The organism is Maritalea mediterranea (assembly GCF_021568695.1).
Lineage (GTDB): Bacteria > Pseudomonadota > Alphaproteobacteria > Rhizobiales > Devosiaceae > Maritalea > Maritalea mediterranea.
The window spans coordinates 1039967-1058128 of record NZ_JAKGTI010000001.1; the positions used below are offsets into that span (position 1 = coordinate 1039967).

The window sequence follows — 18162 nt, forward strand, 5'->3', positions numbered from 1 at the left end:
CTGCGTTCAAAATTTAGTTTGCCGCAAGGGCCACCTGCCGCTTGATAAATCGGCAAGGCGCAATTAGGTTGCAGCCCGATTACACCGATTGAAGCGACACGATCGCGGTTCTGCCAAAGGTCAAGTTTATGAGCGAACAAAATGTGCCGGCCCATCTGGACCCCAAAAAATCATTTCAGGGCCTGATTTTGACATTGCAAAATTTCTGGGCCGCCCAGGGCTGTGTGATTTTGCAACCCTATGACATGGAAATGGGCGCGGGCACCTTCCATCCGGCCACAACTCTGCGTTCGCTGGGGCCAAAACCGTGGCGCGCCGCCTATGTGCAGCCCTGCCGTCGTCCAACAGATGGCCGCTATGGGGAAAACCCCAACCGCTTGCAACATTATTATCAGTTTCAGGTTTTGCTGAAACCCAGCCCGGAAAAACTGCAAGAGCTTTATCTGCAATCGCTCTATGCCATTGGCATTGATCCGAAAATGCACGATCTGCGATTTGTAGAGGATGACTGGGAAAGCCCAACCCTTGGCGCTTGGGGCCTGGGCTGGGAATGCTGGTGCGATGGCATGGAAGTGAGCCAATTCACCTATTTCCAACAGGTGGCCGGTTTTGAATGCTCACCGGTATCTGGTGAGTTGACCTATGGTCTGGAACGGATCGCCTGCTATCTGCAGGATGTGGACAGCATCATGGAGCTGAACTTTAATGGTCGCGAAGGCGACGAGAAGGTCACCTATGCGGATGTATTTCTGCAAGCAGAGCAAGAGTTTTCGCGCTATAATTTTGAGCAGGCCAACACGGAAATGTTGTTCCAACACTTTAAGGATGCGGAAGCCGAATGCCGTGCCATTCTAGAAGCGGGTGATAACGGCAATCATCACAAAATGGCGATGCCAGCCTATGAGCAATGCATCAAAGCCTCACACATCTTCAATTTGTTGGATGCCCGTGGCGTAATTTCGGTGACTGAGCGGCAAAGCTATATTTTGCGGGTGCGCGAACTGGCCAAAGCCTGCGGCGGTGCCTGGCTGAATACGGAAGCGGGTGGCGCATAAGGCTTGAACGGTTGGGTGGCTCGCCCTATATCAAGGCGGCAAACCAAAGGAGCCTTGATATGCAGAAAAAGCACAAAAAGGCCCCGAACAGGCCCCCCAATATGGCTGCGAGAGCCTTGGGCGAGAAGCAATTCGGTGCCAAAGTGATTGAGCAAAAGCAAAAGTATTCTCGTAAATCGAAATTCAAAAAAGGGCGATTTGATGTTGATCAGTCGCCCTTTTATTTTGCTCATATGGACGCATCGGGCTTTTCGTGTAATGTTTGCGCTTAGATGTTGAAAGACATAAAAAAATTGGCTTGAGGCAAGCGGTAAGGCGGGAGACAAGAATGGACTTTTTACAGATCTTTTTGGCGGTGAGTGGAGTCATCGTCTTTTTTGGTATTCTCACCTACAACAAGCTGGTGAAACTGCGCCAATTGGTGCGTGAAGGCTGGTCTGGCATTGATGTCCAGTTGAAACGCCGCGCAGATTTGATACCGAACCTTCTTGAAACTGTAAAAGGCTATGTCACCCACGAGCGTGAAACCTTGCAGGCCGTGACCGAAGCGCGCGCAGCGGTGCAAAGCGCAGGCGATGCTTCACCCCAAGAACGCGGCAAGCTTGAAAGCATGTTGTCTGGGGCATTGGGGCGTTTGTTTGCGGTGGCAGAAGACTACCCTGATCTGAAGGCTGATAGCTCCTTCATTGAATTTCAAGAAGCGCTGCAGCAGGTGGAAGATGAGATCCAACTTTCGCGCCGCTATTATAACGGCACGGTGCGCAATTTAAACGTCACAGTGGAAAGCTTCCCTTCCAACATTGTCGCCAACATGTTTAATTTTACACAAGAAGAATACTTCGAACTCGAAAATGAATTGGATCGCGCTGTTCCAGATGTGTCCTTCTAATCGGTTTTGCCATAGCTTAAAGACGATTATTCTCGCAGTGTTGGCGGGCTTGTGGCTCGCCATATCCGCGCACGCGGCTGAACGGATCACGTCCTATGCCGTCAACATCGAAGTGCTGCCCAACGCCGAGCTGCAAATCACCGAACAAATTTCTGTGCGGGCCGAGGGCGATCAAATCCGCCGGGGCATCTTTCGCGATATACCCACCGTCCTGCAGGATGATGAAGGGCGTAAAATCCGCGGTTCCATCTATGACGTTGTGGTGACCCGCGATGGCGCGCGCGAGAACGTTTCCATCGAAGGCATCGAAGGCGGAAAGCGCCTTTATATCGGCGAGGAAGATGTATTTCTTGATCCTGGCATCTACACTTACGAGCTGAAATATAAGATGGACCGGCAGATCCGGTTCCGCACTGATCATGATGAACTCTACTTCAATGCCATTGGCCAGTTTTGGGCTTTCCCGATCGATAAGGCCGTGGTGCGCGTTGAGTTGCCTCCGGGGGCTGGAATTATTGATCACACAGCCTATAGCGGCCGCTATGGCGACGACACGCAGGATGTGAGCATTACGCAAAACACTGACGGCAATCTGACCTTTACCGCTACACGGCCCTTTGCACCTTATGAGGGTATGAGTGTGGCTGTTGCCCTGGAAAAGGGGGCCATCGCTGAGCCGGAAGGCATGAAAGCCTTTCTCTATTTCCTATCCGATATGCGCGGACAAATTTTTCCGCCCATTTTCGCCATTCTGATTTTGCTCTATAACGTGTTCGCTTGGACTCGCGTGGGGCGTGATCCACCGAAGGGCACGATCATCCCGCTGTTTTATCCACCCGAAGGCTTTTCGCCGGCGCTCGTTCACTATGTGCATCATTATGGATGGCATAAAGCGGGATGGCCGGCTTACATCGCGGCGTTGATTTCGCTTGCGGTCAAGGGGTTGGTGGTGATCGGTGAGACGGAGGATAAAAACACGACCGTCAAAGTCACCAATGCTGCAATGCCCTCGCTGCCGCCGGGGGAACTGCGCATTTATAATTGGTTGCGCTCAAAAGGTGAAATTGAGATCAACAAAGATATTGGTGGAAGCTTGCACGACAATCACAATGAAGTGCTGGAAACAATTGAAGACGAAAACCGTCGGACTTATTTCAATCACAATGTGGGCTATATCGCCTTTGGCGTCATCTTTTCCGCCCTCTCCATCTTCGTCATGGTGTTTTTCGAGATTATCGATTTTATATGGTTGCCTATCGCTGTGGCGCTGGCGGCGCTGATCATGACCGCAACCGCCGGCATTTCGCATCTGATGGCCGCTCGGTCCATGTTTGCTTGGGCTAAGGTCTTTGTGATTGTTGCGATTATTGGCAATTTTGTCCCGTTTATGTTCACCACAACAGGCCTGTGGGACACCCTGCAGGCGGCCTGGGATAACGGCACTTTCGAAAGCGTGCTGGCGAGTTGGCAGGGCGATATGGCGGTGATTTCCGTACTCTCGATTGTGGCAATCAATGCGATATTTGCCGTGCTGATGCGGGCCCCCACCATTCAGGGCCGCAGGGTGATGGACCAGATCGAAGGCTTTAAAATGTACCTGGAAACGGCCGAAAAAGAGCGGCTGAACCTGCATGATGAGCCCGAATTGAACAAGAGGCGCTTCGAGGCGATTTTGCCTTATGCTATTGCGCTGGGCGTCGAGAAGCCATGGGCAGAGCACTTCCAGAATGAGATGAAACGGGTGGCCGAGCGTACCGGTCAAAAGGCTGATGTGCATTTGGGCTGGTATAGCGGCAGACGCTTCACGGCCAACCGACTGGCCTCCAGCCTCTCCAAAACCACCGCATCGATAAGCGCCGCCATGATTGCCGCCAAGCCGCAATCTTCCTCCTCGTCCGGGTTTTCTTCCGGTGGCGGCTTTTCCGGCGGTGGCGGCGGCGGCGGCGGTGGCGGCGGCTGGTAAGCCGATTGGCCACCGAGTTGCGCCGCCAAAGGATTTGCCATGGACAAGCCGCGGTAAGCCCGTTATCAAGCCCCTGATATCAACACTTTTTAACAAGCGATCATCAATATGCCTGAACTCTTGCTTGAACTGTTTTCAGAAGAAATCCCGGCTGGCCAACAGCGCCGCGCGGCGGAAAACTTGAAAAAACTGATTACCGATCAATTGGTGGAAAAAGGCGTGTTGTATGAAGGTGCGGTGGCTCACGCCACGCCACGCCGCCTGACGCTACATATTGCGGGCCTGCCCAAGGCGTCCGAAGACGTCAAAACTGAACGCAAAGGCCCGCGAACGGATGCGCCGGAAAAAGCAATCCAGGGCTTTTTGCGCGCCGCTGGCCTGAACTCAGTTGACGAAGCGCAAGTGCAAAGTGACCCAAAAAAGGGTGATTTCTATGTGGCGGTGATCGAGAAAAAGGGTGAATTGACCACCGATATTCTCGCCAATCTGCTGCCGGGCACCATTGAGAAGTTCCCCTGGCCGAAATCTATGCGTTGGGGATCGGGCAAGCTGAGCTGGATTCGCCCGCTGCGTGCCATCACTGCGACCTTTGGTCATGAAGGCGAAGACCCGGAAATTATCGACTTTGAGGTGGATGGACTGAAGTCCGCCGATATCACTTATGGCCACCGCTTTATGGCACCGGATGCCATCAAAGTGCGCCGTTTTGACGATTATGCTCAGGCGCTGGAGCAAAACAAGGTAGTGCTGGACTTTGACCGTCGCAAAGAAATGATCCGCGCCGATGCGGCCAATCTCGCCTTCGCCCAAAATCTCAATGTGATTGAAGATGAGGGGCTGCTGGACGAAGTGGCCGGGTTGGTGGAGTGGCCGCAAACCATGATGGGCCGTTTTGATGAAAAGTTTCTCTCACTGCCCGAAGAAGTAGTGATTACCGCGATCCGCGCTCACCAGAAATGCTTCTGCCTGCGCGATGGCAACACAGGCAAACTGGCCAACCATTTTATTCTTGTCTCCAATCTGGATGCGGAAGATGGCGGCAAAACCATTGTGGGCGGCAATGAGCGGGTGATCAAAGCACGGCTGTCCGACGCGAAATTCTTCTACGATACCGATTTGAATGTGCCACTGGAAAACCGCTTGTCGAAGCTCGACAATATGGTCTTCCACGAAAAGCTGGGCACCCAGAGCGCCCGCGTGGAGCGGTTGATTGCGTTAAGCAAAGCCATCGCCGCGCAGATCAACGCGCCCACGCAGGATGTGGAACGCGCCGCCAAATTGGCTAAGGCCGATCTGGTGACCGATATGGTGTTTGAATTCCCCGAATTGCAGGGGCTGATGGGCCGCTACTATGCCGAAGCGCAGGCTGAGAAATCCCAAGTCGCGGCGGCATTGCAGGACCATTATAAGCCGGTGGGGCCAAGCGATAATGTGCCCGAAGATTTGACCGCAGCCGCTGTGGCGCTGGCGGACAAGCTGGACATGCTGACCGGCTTCTGGGCCATTGATGAAAAGCCGACAGGGTCAAAAGATCCGTTTGCATTGCGTCGCGCGGCGCTGGGCGTTATCCGCATCTGCTTGGAAAACAAGCTGGACTTTGCCTTTGATCAGCTGCTGGCGGACCACATGCAAAGCTTCACCGTTGAAGGTGAGGCGGAAGAGGTGCTGGCATCCTTGTGCAGCTTTATGGAAGACCGGCTGACCGTGCAAATGCGCGAGCAGGGTATCGCTCATGACGTACTTAGCGCCGTGCTCTATAAGAACGGCTTGGCCAAGGGCGTGAGCCTTGTGAACATTGCCGCACGGGCGAAAGAGCTGAACGGGCTGGTGAAAAGTGAGCAGGGGGAAAGCCTTGTGGCCGGTTATCGACGCGCGGCCAACATTTTGCGCGCCGAAGAGAAAAAGGATGGCCGCCGCTATCAGGACGAAGTGGACCACACCCTGTTCAAGACCGGCGAGGAAGAAAAACTCGCGACCTCGATCGAAGTGATCAATGAAGCGGTGGCCGCCAACATTGCCGCCGATGATTTTGCCACCGCCATCAGTGAGCTGTCCTCCCTGCGGGCGCCAGTGGATGCGTTCTTTGAGAATGTGCTGGTGAATGACGACGATCAGGCTGTGCGGGTCAACCGGCTTAATCTGCTGGCAAAACTGCGCGATACCATGCATTTGATCGCCAATTTCTCCAAGCTAGAAGGCTGATCAGCCCTTAATTTGAACAAATTGCAGTTTTAGTAAACGCCGTAAGCCGTAAGGTTTGCGGCGTTTTGTATCATTTTGGTATTTTTTAAATACTTCATTAACCACAAATCTCTAGACGCTAATATTCAAAATGCCTAATCTGCTGGGCGTTAGCGGGTGAGTAGAAGAAAGTGATGCAGTTGCGTAAGATTGTTTTAGCGATGGTGATGGCCCTTTTGCCCATCTCGGCCTCGGCCGCTCAATATGAAGTGCAAGCGCAAAATGGCAATGAACAGGGCTGGTCGCTCAAAGCCGATTGTGAGGCCAATTTAAGCACAAGTTGCACGTCGGCCTATTTTTGCTCCAATGAAATCTGGATGGCGAATGCCTCCTTTGATGCGGTGCAACAGCGCCGATATGATGGCCAGCAACTGGTGATCGTAAAAGATGGCAACCCCATTTGCGCGGTGAATTGATCTCCACCCGAACGGCCTATTACTTTTCCTTAAAAGGCGCCATACCCCGATTGGCCAACTGATCGGCGCGCTCATTGCCTTCATGCCCCGCATGGCCTTTCACCCAATGAAAGGTGACATCATGCTGCTGAAGTTTCGAATCAAGTTCCCGCCATAAATCTTCGTTTTTAACCGGCTTTTTAGATGCGGTGCGCCAGCCATTGCGCTTCCAATTGTGGATCCAGCCGGTAATGCCGCCTTTGACATATTGGCTGTCCGTATAAAGATCAATCGGGCAGGCACGCTTAAGCGCGTTAAGCGCCTGAATCGCTGCCATCAGTTCCATACGGTTGTTGGTGGTGTTGGCCTCACCGCCGCACAATTCCTTTTCCTTGCCGTTAAAGCGCAGCAGCGCGCCCCAGCCACCGGGGCCAGGATTGCCTGAACAGGCACCGTCGGTAAAAATGGTCACACGCTCAGCCACGCCACATCTCCCGCGTATATTTGTGAAACGTCAGTTCTTTGCCTGTTTCCTCTTCCGTCTCGGTGTGGGTGAACACCATACCGATGGACCGGAGAATATGTATAGAGGGCGCATTGGCCGTATAGGCAAAGCCCCAGCAAAAATCATGATCGGTTTCGCGAAACAGCCAGTCACGGATGGCAACCGCGGCTTCCTTGGCGTAGCCCTTGCGCCATTCTGATCTTAAGATCGCATATCCAAGTTCAGGTGTATTCTGGGGGCCATGCACGCCAAAGCCAGCGCGACCCACAAAGGCACCATCTGACTTCCGGATCAGGCGAAATTTGCAAAATCCAAATCGGGCATAGTTTTTGGCCCACTCATTCATGCGGGCTTGCGCGTCCTCACGCGTTTCGCGACGACCGAGCAAATAGCGCCCAACATCTTCATCATCGTGCAGCCTGAACACATCTTCAAGCTGGTCTGGGGTCCATGTGCTAAACACCAGCCGGTCGCTTTCAAACAAGGGCTTGCCGTCCATTATCAGGCCCGCAGCTCCCGCGGCACATTAAAGGCGATATTTTCTTCTGCCGTCACTTCAGTGGAGACGGTGATGTCATAATGTTCGGCAAATTTTTCAATGATCTCATTCACCAGCTCTTCTGGTGCCGAGGCACCGGCAGAGATGCCCAATTTGTTCACGCCCTCAAAGTCAGCCCAGACGATGTCGCTGGCGCGCTGGATCAAGCCAGATTTCGGGCAGCCTGCGCGATCGGCCACTTCCACCAGCCGCATTGAGTTGGAGGAGTTAGGGGCGCCAACAACCACCATGGCATCCACATGCGGCGCGACCTGTTTCACTGCCTCCTGCCGGTTGGTGGTGGCGTAGCAAATATCTTCCTTGTGCGGTGCGCTGATGCTGGGGAAGCGCTTTTGCAGCGCCGCGACAATCGCCGCTGTATCATCCACAGAAAGGGTGGTTTGCGTGACAAAGGCCAAATCATTCGCTGATTTGGGCTCAAACTTTTCCGCGTCCTCGACCGTTTCGATCAAAGTGATCGCGCCTTCGGGCAATTGGCCCATTGTGCCGATCACCTCCGGGTGCCCCGCATGGCCGATCAGTACAATTTCCTTGCCCTCATCATAATGGCGCTGGGCTTCCACATGCACTTTGGACACCAGCGGGCAGGTGGCGTCGAGATAGAACATTTTACGTTCCTGCGCATTGGCGGGCACCGATTTTGGCACGCCATGGGCGGAGAAGATCACTGGGGCGTCCGTGTCGGGGATTTCATCCAATTCTTCGACGAAAACCGCCCCCTTTTCGCGCAGGCCATCTACCACATATTTATTATGTACAATCTCATGCCGCACATAGACCGGCGCGCCATATTTTTGCAACGCCAGCTCTACAATCTGGATCGCCCGGTCCACACCGGCGCAAAAACCGCGTGGGGCACAAAGAATTATTTCCAAAGGTCGTTTTTCTGTCATAGTGGTGAGAGATGCGTTCTATTTGTGGTGAAGTCAAGGCATAGACAAAAGCTCAGTTGCCCTGAACTGATTTGATCCGCATAGTAATAAATGTGAATCTGTTTGTCTCGGGTGAAAATTGTGCCACATTCCATCAATCAGCAAATCTTTGCGCTTGCGCCGGCCAATGAGCCGCCGCGCCTGAACAAAGAGCAGGAGCGATTGGTCGTGGGCAAGGCTGCCTGGATTTATGCCATGGCACAATCCGGTGTGCCCACAGCGCCCACAATCTGCCTGACGCGCCAAGCCTGGGAAAATCTGAAAACCGCCGATGTGGGCAGCCCCATGGCCGCCCATTGGGTGGCGACCCTGTTCAAATTGGTCAAGAAGGGCCAGCAACCGCCCAAGCTGGTGGTGCGCACCGCCGCCCACACGCATTTGGCCGGGCTGGCACGGGTGCGCGGGGCCATCGACGCGCCGGCAAAGGACAAAGACGCGCTGGACGTGAAAAAGCCACTCGGCCGCGCCATTCAACGGGCATTCGATTCTTACCAGATCGGCACCCCGGTTTGGGCCGATGATGGTGCCGTCAATCTGAAGGACGAGCAGATCGTTATCGTGCAGGCCGCCTTCGATCAGCCTGTGGTGCAAATGCAAACGCGTGACCTCAATTCAGGCCTGATGGGGCCAACGGCCGTCAATGGAGAGCGGGCATTGCCGGAGAGTTTTACCGGCACCGCGGCGCAGGAGCTCTGTGCCACCGTAGATCGGTTGGCTGGCACGCATATGATTTGCCTGGCTGCTCTGGCGGGGAAACGTGTGGTGTTTCTATCGGCGCGTCCCGTGCAGGCCCCCATATCGGCCATTCTGGAAGCCGCCTGCGATCGAGTGGCGCGTGGTATTTGGACGCCAAGGCAGGCAGTGAGTAAAGTCGACCCGGGTCGACTGCCGCAATTGCTGCACGCTCGTTTAAAGAGTAAAAAACGCGCATCGCCGCTCTCAGTCGGCATGGGCGTTTCCCCCGGCGCGGCCAGCGGCGCTATTGTCTTTTCCGCTGAGGATGCGTCGCGCTATCAGGCGCGGGGCAAGGATTGTATCCTGGTTAGTCTCGAAACGGGACCAGCTGATATTGAGGGCATGCAGGCTGCAAACGGCATTCTCACCGCCCGGGGCGGGATCACCAGTCATGCAGCGGTGATCGCGCGGGTGACAGGCAAACCCTGCGTTTCCGGCGTGCGCTCTTTGGTGATCGACATGGAAAATGGCACTTTGCAACTGGGTGATCGCACCCTGACGCAAGGCGCGGAACTAACTATTGATGGAAACTCGGGCGAAGTCTATGCCGGTGCGTTGCCGCTGACACAGCCCAATATTGGCGGCGCTTTGGGTAAATTGCTGGATTGGGCGGATGGAAGCCGCACCATTGAAGTGCGCACCAATGTGGAAACCATCGAGGGTGCGCGAACAGCTCTGTCCTTTGGAGCAGAGGGCATTGGCTTGGCGCGATCCGAACATATGTTTTTTTCCGCGGAACGCATGGTGGCGCTGCGCCGCATGATGTTCAGCCAAGATCTGGATGATCGGGTGGAGGCGCTGCAAGGGCTAGTGGAATATCAAGCCAATGATTATGCCCAGCTGTTCACCGAAATGGAGGGGCGACCCATCACGGTGCGCCTGTTTGATCCGCCACTTCACGAGTTTCTGCCCCGCACCCCGGAGGAGGTTCAAGAGACCGCAGCCTCGCTCGGGCTCAAAATTAGTGATTTTGAGCGGCGACTGGAGCGGTTGATTGAGGTGAACCCGATGCTGGGGCATCGCGGTTGTCGTTTGGCGATATCTTACCCTGAAATTCTGGAAATGCAGATCAAGGCGCTGGTCGCAGGTGGGAATGCGGCGATACAGACCAATGATGTGCCGGTCAATCTGGAAATCATGGTGCCATTTGTTTCTTCTTCGCGAGAGGTCGCCTGGGTGCGTAGCCATATTCTGGCGCTGATGGAGCAATTGGGTATGTCGCCCTCCGAAACATTCAAATACTCCGTTGGCACCATGATTGAGTTGCCCCGTGCCGCGATCCGCGCCGGGGAGATTGCCAAACATGTTGATTTCTTCTCTTTTGGCACCAATGATTTGACCCAAACTACTTTCGGGATTTCGCGCGACGATGCGCCAGCATTTTTGGCGGCCTATCAACGCAAAAAACTTTATGATGCCGATCCGTTCGTCACCATCGACAAGAAGGGCGTTGGCGAGCTGATCCGCACCGCCATTCGCCGCGGAAGAGCCGCTAACAAAGATTTAAAGATCGGCATTTGTGGCGAACATGCGGGTGATCCGGAGAGTCTGAAGTTTTTTGCAGGTCTCAATGTCGATTATGTGAGCTGCTCCCCGTTCCGCATTCCCATTGCGCGTTTGGCCTTGGCACAGGCAGCAATTTAGGCCTTTATTTACCAAAGGGTCAAAATTTAGCCCCATAATCTCCTTTTCAGCGCTGCAAACCAACCACATTCAGACCGTGATTCGCGTTTACTCCCCATAAACCAAGATTCGACATACTAGGCCCACGGCGCGTTTATGCCTGTGAGTAGCATCGAGTAAAAAATGAGTTTGAAAATGGCTGGCCCGAAAGGGCAGGGGCGCGTAAAAAATAAGCCGCTATATAATGGCTTTTGCGCGATATTGAGCTTTGCAACGGTGATGATCGCTTTTACCAACGTTTCCCTGGAACGGTTGGACGAAAGCGCTGAGTTGTTTATCGATCCTATGCAGATCGACAAATTGCTGGCATCACGTGAAGCCGCACCCACTTTGGAAAATTTCTCTGTTGCGGCCGCTTTTGTCGGCCCAAATCGCGATGCCAAAACCGACCGGCGTCGCGGCCCGACCGCAATGGAGGTGGCGCAAAGCTTTGCCCAGACGCGCTTCAAACTGGCGGAGGCAAGGGCACCCAAAGTGGAAATGCCTGACCCAATTATGGTGGCTGCCATCGGTGACACCCCAAAAAAGACGAGAACGCCAGGCGAAGATGTGGAATTGGTCGCTGCGCCGCAGGAAATGCCCAAAATGGCCGCGCTTAAAGCGATTGATGCGATTTCAGGCACTGCCGAAAATGGTCCGGACGCCGTCGATCGAGACCCCAACCTGCCATTCCCAGTAAAAGTGCCAACAAAGCTGGCCTATGCGCGCGACAATGCCCCCAAAACAACAGATTTGACCGCGCCGCTGACGCAAGCGTCCATGGACGCGGACAAACGTGAAAAGTGGTGCATGGCAACAGCCATTTACTTTGAGGCGCGTGGCGAAAAATATCGTGGCCAGGTGGCCGTGGCTCAGGTCGTACGCAATCGGGTCAAGCACAAGGCCTATCCCAACACAATTTGTGGTGTCGTGTTTCAAAATCAAACTTGGCGCAATCGCTGCCAGTTCTCATTCGCCTGTGACGGCATTCCAGAGCGTGTTAATGAAAAAGGCGCGTGGGCCACCGCAGAGGAAATCGCCCATAAGGTGATCCGCGGCGATATATATCTGCCTGAAGTGTCGAATTCGACTCACTATCACGCCGACTATGTGAACCCGCATTGGGCCTCGCGCCTGAAGCGCATGACCAAAATCGGGACGCACATATTCTATCGCTTCAAACGCGGCTAATTCGGGTTTTGCGCGATCACTTTGCCATAGATTGGTAATAGTAAACGATGGAAGATGGGCTGTGCATCAGGTCAACCTGGCGCTGATGCAGCTCCGCTTTGGTAAAATAGGTCATTGAGCCATCTGTCACGCCGGGCACCAACGGGAATACCCGTTCAGCTTTAATGCCCGGATACATCACGCTGGATGAGGCAAAGCCATCGGTTGAATAGGTGCCAGTGCTGGTGTAGGCGATGCGGACATCGTGTTCATTGCCATAACCGATCTTACGCACTGTGGCGCTGGCAAACGGTTCCATATCAACATTATCGTTCGCCGTGATGCGAAAATGCTCATCATTGATGCGCACGAACTGGGTCAAATCAATGGGTTGAGGTGCCTGTTCATCCCGTATTTCATCAGCACCTGCTTGCACGCTGCGCACAAACTCCGGCCCCATTTCAGCTAGAGCTACGCCACCGGTCACAGCAAGCAAAAAGGCGAGTGGGCCAAAGTGGAAGCTTGAAAATGGTGAGCTGCGCATGATGAATCCTTTTTAAAAATATGTTGTTTAAGGATTTATCAACCATTGCCATGCGCGGTCAAAGCAATGCTTAAGAAATGGTTAACAGATGCGCCATAACGGGACGCTGTTGCTCGGCAAAAAAAGCGACGCAGTCGAAGTTAAATGCAGGGCATTTGCGGGTTAGCGTGCGGCAGGGCCGGAGATTTCAGAAAAGTTTTGCATAAATTGCTCATGCGCCACATGGATGGGCCAGGGGCGAATAAGGCTTTCGAAGTCCGGCATATCAAAGCTCGCAAGGCTTGGCTCGCCAAAAAGTTTGCGGGCCTCTGCCGGTTCAAATCCGGCCAGATTGACCGCCTCAAAATAGGCGGCCTGCTGATCGGCCTTTTTAATCTGCTTCACGACGCTGGCCGACGGATTGGCGGGCAAAGAAAAACGCACATGGATTGCGCCAAGCAATCGGTTTTCAAGTTTTTTGTACTCGCCGCCCATCGCCGCTTTCAAAGGTGAGATAATATCGCCCATCACATATTCTGGCGCATCATGCAGCAGCGCATAGAGCCGCGCCGACCCGTCAAATTTGGGATTGGCGGCGACCGCCAGATGCATCACCAGAATCGAGTGCTGGGCCACAGAGAAAGCATAGTCGCCATTGGTTTGCCCATTCCATCGCGCCACACGCGCCAAGCCATGGGCAATGTCGCTCAACTCAATATCCAGCGGCGAAGGGTCCAACAAATCCAAACGACGGCCAGACAGCATGCGCTGCCATGCACGGGGTTGCGATTTCGCCATGGGGGAGGGCTCTCCGGAATTGTGCGCAGGTTTAAGAATCGCTCAAATCGTAGCTGGCCCAGTGGGGCGCCGCAAGCTGAACTGGCTGCTCCCCGTGCAAAAAAGTGGCGCCCTTTTTGGCTTTATCGGTCCGCACCAGCGCCAACCCCAACCGGTCGCTGACATTCAGCAGATCGCCAATCTTTTTCTCATTAGCCTCGATGGGGCCGGGCGCGTCCAAGGGCGCTTCGGCCGAAACGCACATAATGCGCTTACGCGCGGTGCCGCGATGCTGCATGCGTGACACCACCTCTTGGCCAATATAACACCCTTTTTTGAAATCAATGGCGCCGGGCAGCAAATCCATGCCGATATCGTGGGCGAAAAAGCTGTTGGGCTCGAAATCAGCCGGGCAGGCGGCAATGCCATTTTCAAACCGGGTTTGCGTATAGGCTGCGGTGCCATCATCCCAATCCTCGGCATCGCCTATGGCCGCGTAATGGCGGAAGCCCATGCCGGGGCGGATATCTTTAAACGCCTCATCGGTCTCTTCGCTGGACCAGCCCACGGCCATATCCTCAACCGCTTCCATTTCCACATTGGCGCGCATCTTATAAAGTCGCATCCGCTTGAAAAAATCATCCACCAGCGCCGAATCGAGATCGGTATAAAGGGCATCGCCCAGCCGGAAGATTTGCCCTTCAAACAGGATTTTGCCCTGCGGCGACAGCAGCGCGAACCATTGGCAGGTCTTTTCCTCCAACGCGCGGACATTGGCGGTGAGCGTGTCATGCAGCAGCTTTTCCGCATCAGGACCGGAAAAGGAAATCAATTTGCGATCAAGTTTGAAAATAGTTGGCATAGGCCCTCTCACTTGGCTTGCCCTTTGTGGGGGCATCGCGTTAAACCGAATGAAACCTACATATCATCTAACAAAGAGCACACCACCATGAATGCGAAATTTGACAAAATTTTTATCAATGCAACGCTGGTCAATCATGATGGGGTGCACCAAGCAGATGTGGGCGTGATCAATGGCCGCATCGCCCATATTGGTGATTTGCAGAACGCAGAGGCAGGGGAAACGATCAATTGCAAGGGGCTGCATATCCTGCCCGGCGTGATCGACACTCAGGTGCATTTCCGCGAGCCGGGCGCAGAGCACAAGGAAAATCTTGAAACCGGGTCGCTGGCTGCGGTGATGGGCGGGGTGACCGGGGTGTTTGAAATGCCCAACACCAACCCGCTGACCATTGACCGCACCACTTTTGAAGACAAGATCAAACGCGCCACCCACCGCATGCATTGCGACTTTGCCTTCTATATTGGCGGCACCCACGACAATGTGGAAGAGTTGCCACTGCTCGAGAAGCTGCCGGGCTGTGCCGGGGTAAAAGTGTTTATGGGCTCGTCCACCGGCTCGCTGCTGGTGGAAGATGACGATGGGGTGGAAAAGATTCTTTCCGCCATCAGCCGCCGCGCCGCCTTCCACTCGGAAGACGAGCCGCGCCTGAATGATCGCAAGCATTTGCGCGTGGAGAATGACCCGTCAAGCCATCCGGTCTGGCGCGATGTGGAAGCGGCGGTGAAGAGCACCAAGCGCCTGCTTGCGCTCGCCCGCAAAACCGGCAAGCGCATCCATGTGCTGCACATTTCAACTGCCGATGAAATGGATATTCTGGCCGCCAACAAAGATGTGGCCACCGTGGAAGTCACCCCGCATCACCTCACTTTGGACGAAACGGCCTATGACCGATTGGGCACCTATGTGCAGATGAACCCGCCAGTGCGCAATGCCGAGCACCGCGCCGGCATTTGGCGCGGCGTGGATTTGGGCATTGTCGATGTGCTCGGCTCCGACCATGCGCCGCACACCAAAGAGGAAAAGGATCAGCCTTATCCCAATTCCCCATCGGGCATGACCGGGGTGCAAACACTGGTGCCCATCATGTTGGATCATGTGAATGCCGGGCGCATGAGCCTTGAACGCTTTGTGGACCTCACCAGCCATGGCCCCAACCGCTTGTTCCAGATCAACCATAAGGGCCGCATTGCGGTGGGTTATGATGCCGACTTCACCATCGTCGACATGAACCGCGAGCAAACCATCACCAACGACTGGATCGCCTCCAAACCGGTCTGGACGCCTTATGATGGCGTGAAGGTGCAAGGCTGGCCCGTCGGCACCATCCTGCGCGGCCACCGCGTGATGTGGGAAGGCGAGCTGGTGGATGCCCATAAGGGCGAGCCCATGCGCTTTGCGGAGAGCATGGCGGCGGAATAACTCCGTCGGACAGCGGATCGAGCGTTTGACCCCGGATCAAGTCCGGGGTGGTAGGTGCTTTGCTAAAGCCCCATCCGTTAACAACACCATCCCGGCCCTGAGCCGGGATCACTTGCAACCGCATAAACTGGCCCCGGATCAGGTCCGGGGCGGCCACCATGTGACACGTTAGGCGAATTGGTTGACAACCATATAGGTGAACTTATGCGTTTTGCGAAGAGCATGGCGGGGTAGATAGGGGTTTATGCGGCGAGGCAATATGAGGCAAGGCGGGTGTTTTGGCTGAGCGCGCGAAGTTTACTTTCTGCATCACTTCGAAGTCCGTTTTGAGGCCAAAGTTAGAAAATCTGCTAGGCAATTTTATACTGACTGCGATGCCTAAATTCGGCTTATTGCAACCGCTTCTTTTGCGACTACGGGGTCGCTTAAGATACGCTCGATCCATTCTTCCGTTTCAGAACTTGGATTTATGATTTTTCCGATTGCAGTTGCGTCGTTTGCCCAGAGTTCCTCACGAATGAACCCTTTGTCTTTTAGGTCCTTTAGGCATTCAAGTATTGCATATCCTCGCGGTACCAGACTCACCATATCTTCAATATCATCCATTGCTGCCTTCATATCGCGAGCAATGGTAACTACAGCAAAATGAGAAGCTGTTTCTGCAGGCGAGTAGCCACTCTCGGTTGATAACAGAGCAACTCCCGCACCGTAGGGTGTTAAATCTAATCCGAGATGTTTCGTAAATCTCTCAACTTGTTGAACTGGCGAAGCATTTGATTGCACAAAAGTTTTTCTCTTTTTGAACGGCCAAACCATGTTTCAACCTCTACTAGTAATCTTTTTCAATGTTTACATCGAGTATGCTGCCATCGTTCTAGGGAAAGCGCACTCAAAAAGGTTGATAGTTGACCATGACCAGCATTTTGGCTCATGCGTGCCTCGATTGCGACGGCATGCGAATGTCTAAAGGGTCCGCAAACCTGCCATTTCTCACAGCACAAAAAAGCCCCGGCAAAACCGAGGCTATTATCCTAATCACCCGCAACGAAGAACTGCCAGACGCCGTTTTCGTCGATGCCGACGCGGAAGAAGTACCAGCCGCCATAAAGGCGCATTTCTTCGACGTCCAGATGGCTCACAATCTTGTAGACCTCAACCAACTCCTGATCGCTTAACCCTTGCAGATTGTGGGTAGCATAAGCAGGCCAAACATACATTTTCGGACGGCCATCACCCAAATCCTGCACCGCATAGGGGGCTTCAAGAAGCTCCAACATAATGGCCATCAATTCAAGGCCTTCACCGTCGTTGGAGCTGTCGCGCAGAAATTGAATGGGTTGATCTACAACGCCGAAGCTGAATTGCGGTGCGTCCGGCTGTGCATCTATGATGGGGCGAAAACGTTCCACATCACCGGAGCGGGCCGCATCCATCAAAAGATCGCGGGTTTTCGCTACCTCTGGGGGCAAGACGGATAAATCGCGCTGCGGCTCTAGATTGTCATAAGCCGCCGCGCGCGCATCGGCGTTTTCGTTTGGTGGGATGATGATCTGATCGTCGCTCGGATCAGCAGGGCCGAATTGTGAGGTGACCTCGCTGTTCGCGTTGCTGCTATTGCCGCTGGTGCTGGCAATGGCAGGTGCGGTGAGGGCACCTGCCAACAAGGCAGCACTAATGGTCGAAGATGCAAGGAATCTCATCATTTCGCTGCCTTTCGTCGAGAGACGATTTACTGAATCGTGCGATCCACAGTGTATTCGCCTAGCTCAACTTGGCCAGGTAATTTTTCCAGCAGCTTGGCAATCGGCGCTTCGCCATATTGTTCCACCAGCGTGGCAATGGCAGCAAAAAGGGCGGCATGGGCCAGCGCTTCTTTTTCAACGCCTTCCACATCGGCATTGCGCCAAGCTTCAGCCAGATATTGCAGCGCCAGCTGGCGCTCCTCATCATCGCGTTCAAACAGCGATTGCGTGCGTGAATGTTCAAACATAAATTTCTCCTGACACCCAAGCTGTAGCACGGCTTTTGGGCGCGGACACCAAGCTTCTTTAATAAAGGTTAATTTGGCGAAGAAATCCACATTATTCCGCATAACGGATGTGGATATCGTAGCTGATTTTGGCCCCTTCCTCGAGAAAACGAGCCGTCAGAAGTGAAGCGGAATCGGTGCAGCGCACGTGCGATTGCTGAAAGTCATTGTAATTGGCGTTAAATGCGCCGGCCAGCCGTTCGCGCCGGTCTTCATCCACCTCATCCAAATCCATCAGCTCCGCCAACTCATTCCGCCAGTCCACGCCTGAACGCATGCACAAATCATCCAGGTGATACAGGGCGCCCATAATCTCCGCCAATCGCTCCATTTGGGGCTGATAAGCCGGATCAATGGCGCGCGCAGTCACGCTGCCGCAAAGCGCCAGCAAAAGCGCAGATAAAAATAGGCGAATCCTGTCGTGCAATTTGATCTCCCAAAAA

Annotated in this window: 18 protein-coding genes; 8 read left to right on the forward strand and 10 right to left on the reverse strand. The window is 54.0% G+C overall.

The window, feature by feature from the left end:
- Window positions 1-128: 128 nt before the first annotated feature.
- The 5 genes from L1I42_RS05050 (at window position 129) to L1I42_RS05070 (ending at window position 6564) form a co-directional block, all read left to right on the forward strand.
- On the forward strand, window positions 129-1055 hold the full coding sequence (locus L1I42_RS05050) for a glycine--tRNA ligase subunit alpha (RefSeq protein ID WP_236113396.1): 927 nt from the start codon (window positions 129-131) through the stop codon (window positions 1053-1055).
- Window positions 1056-1383: 328 nt separating this feature from the next.
- Entirely contained in the window at window positions 1384-1944 is a 561-nt protein-coding gene (locus tag L1I42_RS05055; protein WP_236113397.1) for a LemA family protein, read from the forward strand.
- A complete protein-coding gene (locus L1I42_RS05060) occupies window positions 1907-3907 on the forward strand; it encodes a DUF2207 domain-containing protein (RefSeq protein ID WP_236113398.1) in 2001 nt (666 codons plus the stop codon). Before L1I42_RS05055 ends, L1I42_RS05060 begins: the two co-directional genes overlap by 38 nt.
- Before the next feature lie 108 nt (window positions 3908-4015).
- On the forward strand, window positions 4016-6109 hold the full coding sequence (glyS, locus tag L1I42_RS05065; RefSeq protein WP_236113399.1) for a glycine--tRNA ligase subunit beta: 2094 nt from the start codon (window positions 4016-4018) through the stop codon (window positions 6107-6109).
- A 173-nt stretch (window positions 6110-6282) separates the two neighbouring features.
- A complete protein-coding gene (locus tag L1I42_RS05070) occupies window positions 6283-6564 on the forward strand; it encodes a hypothetical protein (protein WP_236113400.1) in 282 nt (93 codons plus the stop codon).
- Window positions 6565-6583: 19 nt separating this feature from the next.
- Here the strand turns inward: L1I42_RS05070 and rnhA are convergent, their stop codons facing one another.
- Genes rnhA through ispH form a run of 3 tightly spaced genes read right to left on the reverse strand, consistent with a single transcriptional unit; the run spans window position 6584 to window position 8500 of the window.
- Window positions 6584-7027 carry a ribonuclease HI gene (gene rnhA, locus L1I42_RS05075; protein ID WP_236113401.1) on the reverse strand — a complete coding sequence of 148 codons (444 nt, stop codon included), beginning with the start codon at window positions 7025-7027 and terminating at the stop codon, window positions 6584-6586.
- Window positions 7020-7547 carry a GNAT family N-acetyltransferase gene (locus tag L1I42_RS05080; protein WP_236113402.1) on the reverse strand — a complete coding sequence of 176 codons (528 nt, stop codon included), beginning with the start codon at window positions 7545-7547 and terminating at the stop codon, window positions 7020-7022. Before L1I42_RS05080 ends, rnhA begins: the two co-directional genes overlap by 8 nt.
- Window positions 7548-7549: 2 nt before the next feature.
- Complete coding sequence (gene ispH / locus L1I42_RS05085; protein WP_236113403.1) at window positions 7550-8500, reverse strand: 4-hydroxy-3-methylbut-2-enyl diphosphate reductase; 951 nt, start codon at window positions 8498-8500, stop codon at window positions 7550-7552.
- A 120-nt stretch (window positions 8501-8620) separates the two neighbouring features.
- On the opposite strand from ispH, the gene L1I42_RS16340 reads away from it, so the two are divergent.
- Together L1I42_RS16340 and L1I42_RS05095 are read left to right on the forward strand one after the other, a co-directional pair.
- On the forward strand, window positions 8621-10918 hold the full coding sequence (locus L1I42_RS16340; RefSeq protein WP_236113404.1) for a putative PEP-binding protein: 2298 nt from the start codon (window positions 8621-8623) through the stop codon (window positions 10916-10918).
- A gap of 162 nt (window positions 10919-11080) precedes the next feature.
- On the forward strand, window positions 11081-12127 hold the full coding sequence (locus L1I42_RS05095; protein ID WP_236113405.1) for a cell wall hydrolase: 1047 nt from the start codon (window positions 11081-11083) through the stop codon (window positions 12125-12127).
- 16 nt (window positions 12128-12143) lie between these two features.
- On the opposite strand, the gene L1I42_RS05100 is transcribed toward L1I42_RS05095, so the two are convergent.
- The 3 genes from L1I42_RS05100 to ygfZ all read right to left on the reverse strand — a co-directional run bounded on the left by L1I42_RS05100 (window position 12144) and on the right by ygfZ (window position 14268).
- On the reverse strand, window positions 12144-12650 hold the full coding sequence (locus tag L1I42_RS05100) for a hypothetical protein (RefSeq protein WP_236113406.1): 507 nt from the start codon (window positions 12648-12650) through the stop codon (window positions 12144-12146).
- A gap of 162 nt (window positions 12651-12812) precedes the next feature.
- Window positions 12813-13427 (reverse strand): HD domain-containing protein, encoded by a 615-nt coding sequence (locus tag L1I42_RS05105; RefSeq protein ID WP_236113407.1) that lies wholly within the window; start codon window positions 13425-13427, stop codon window positions 12813-12815.
- Window positions 13428-13458: 31 nt separating this feature from the next.
- A complete protein-coding gene (gene ygfZ / locus L1I42_RS05110; protein WP_236113408.1) occupies window positions 13459-14268 on the reverse strand; it encodes a CAF17-like 4Fe-4S cluster assembly/insertion protein YgfZ in 810 nt (269 codons plus the stop codon).
- On the opposite strand from ygfZ, the gene L1I42_RS05115 reads away from it, so the two are divergent.
- A complete protein-coding gene (locus L1I42_RS05115; protein ID WP_369413068.1) occupies window positions 14149-15690 on the forward strand; it encodes a dihydroorotase in 1542 nt (513 codons plus the stop codon). The genes ygfZ and L1I42_RS05115 overlap by 120 nt on opposite strands.
- A 378-nt stretch (window positions 15691-16068) precedes the next feature.
- Here L1I42_RS05115 and L1I42_RS05120 read toward each other — a convergent pair whose 3' ends face one another.
- From L1I42_RS05120 to L1I42_RS05135, 4 genes are all read right to left on the reverse strand, one after another.
- A complete protein-coding gene (locus tag L1I42_RS05120) occupies window positions 16069-16506 on the reverse strand; it encodes a hypothetical protein (RefSeq protein WP_236113410.1) in 438 nt (145 codons plus the stop codon).
- A 215-nt stretch (window positions 16507-16721) separates the two neighbouring features.
- Window positions 16722-17393: a hypothetical protein gene (locus tag L1I42_RS05125; protein ID WP_236113411.1), complete on the reverse strand. Its 672-nt coding sequence runs from the start codon at window positions 17391-17393 to the stop codon at window positions 16722-16724.
- A 26-nt stretch (window positions 17394-17419) separates the two neighbouring features.
- Window positions 17420-17680 (reverse strand): hypothetical protein, encoded by a 261-nt coding sequence (locus L1I42_RS05130; protein ID WP_236113412.1) that lies wholly within the window; start codon window positions 17678-17680, stop codon window positions 17420-17422.
- A gap of 91 nt (window positions 17681-17771) precedes the next feature.
- Entirely contained in the window at window positions 17772-18146 is a 375-nt protein-coding gene (locus L1I42_RS05135; protein ID WP_236113413.1) for a TIGR02301 family protein, read from the reverse strand.
- Window positions 18147-18162 lie beyond the last annotated feature (16 nt).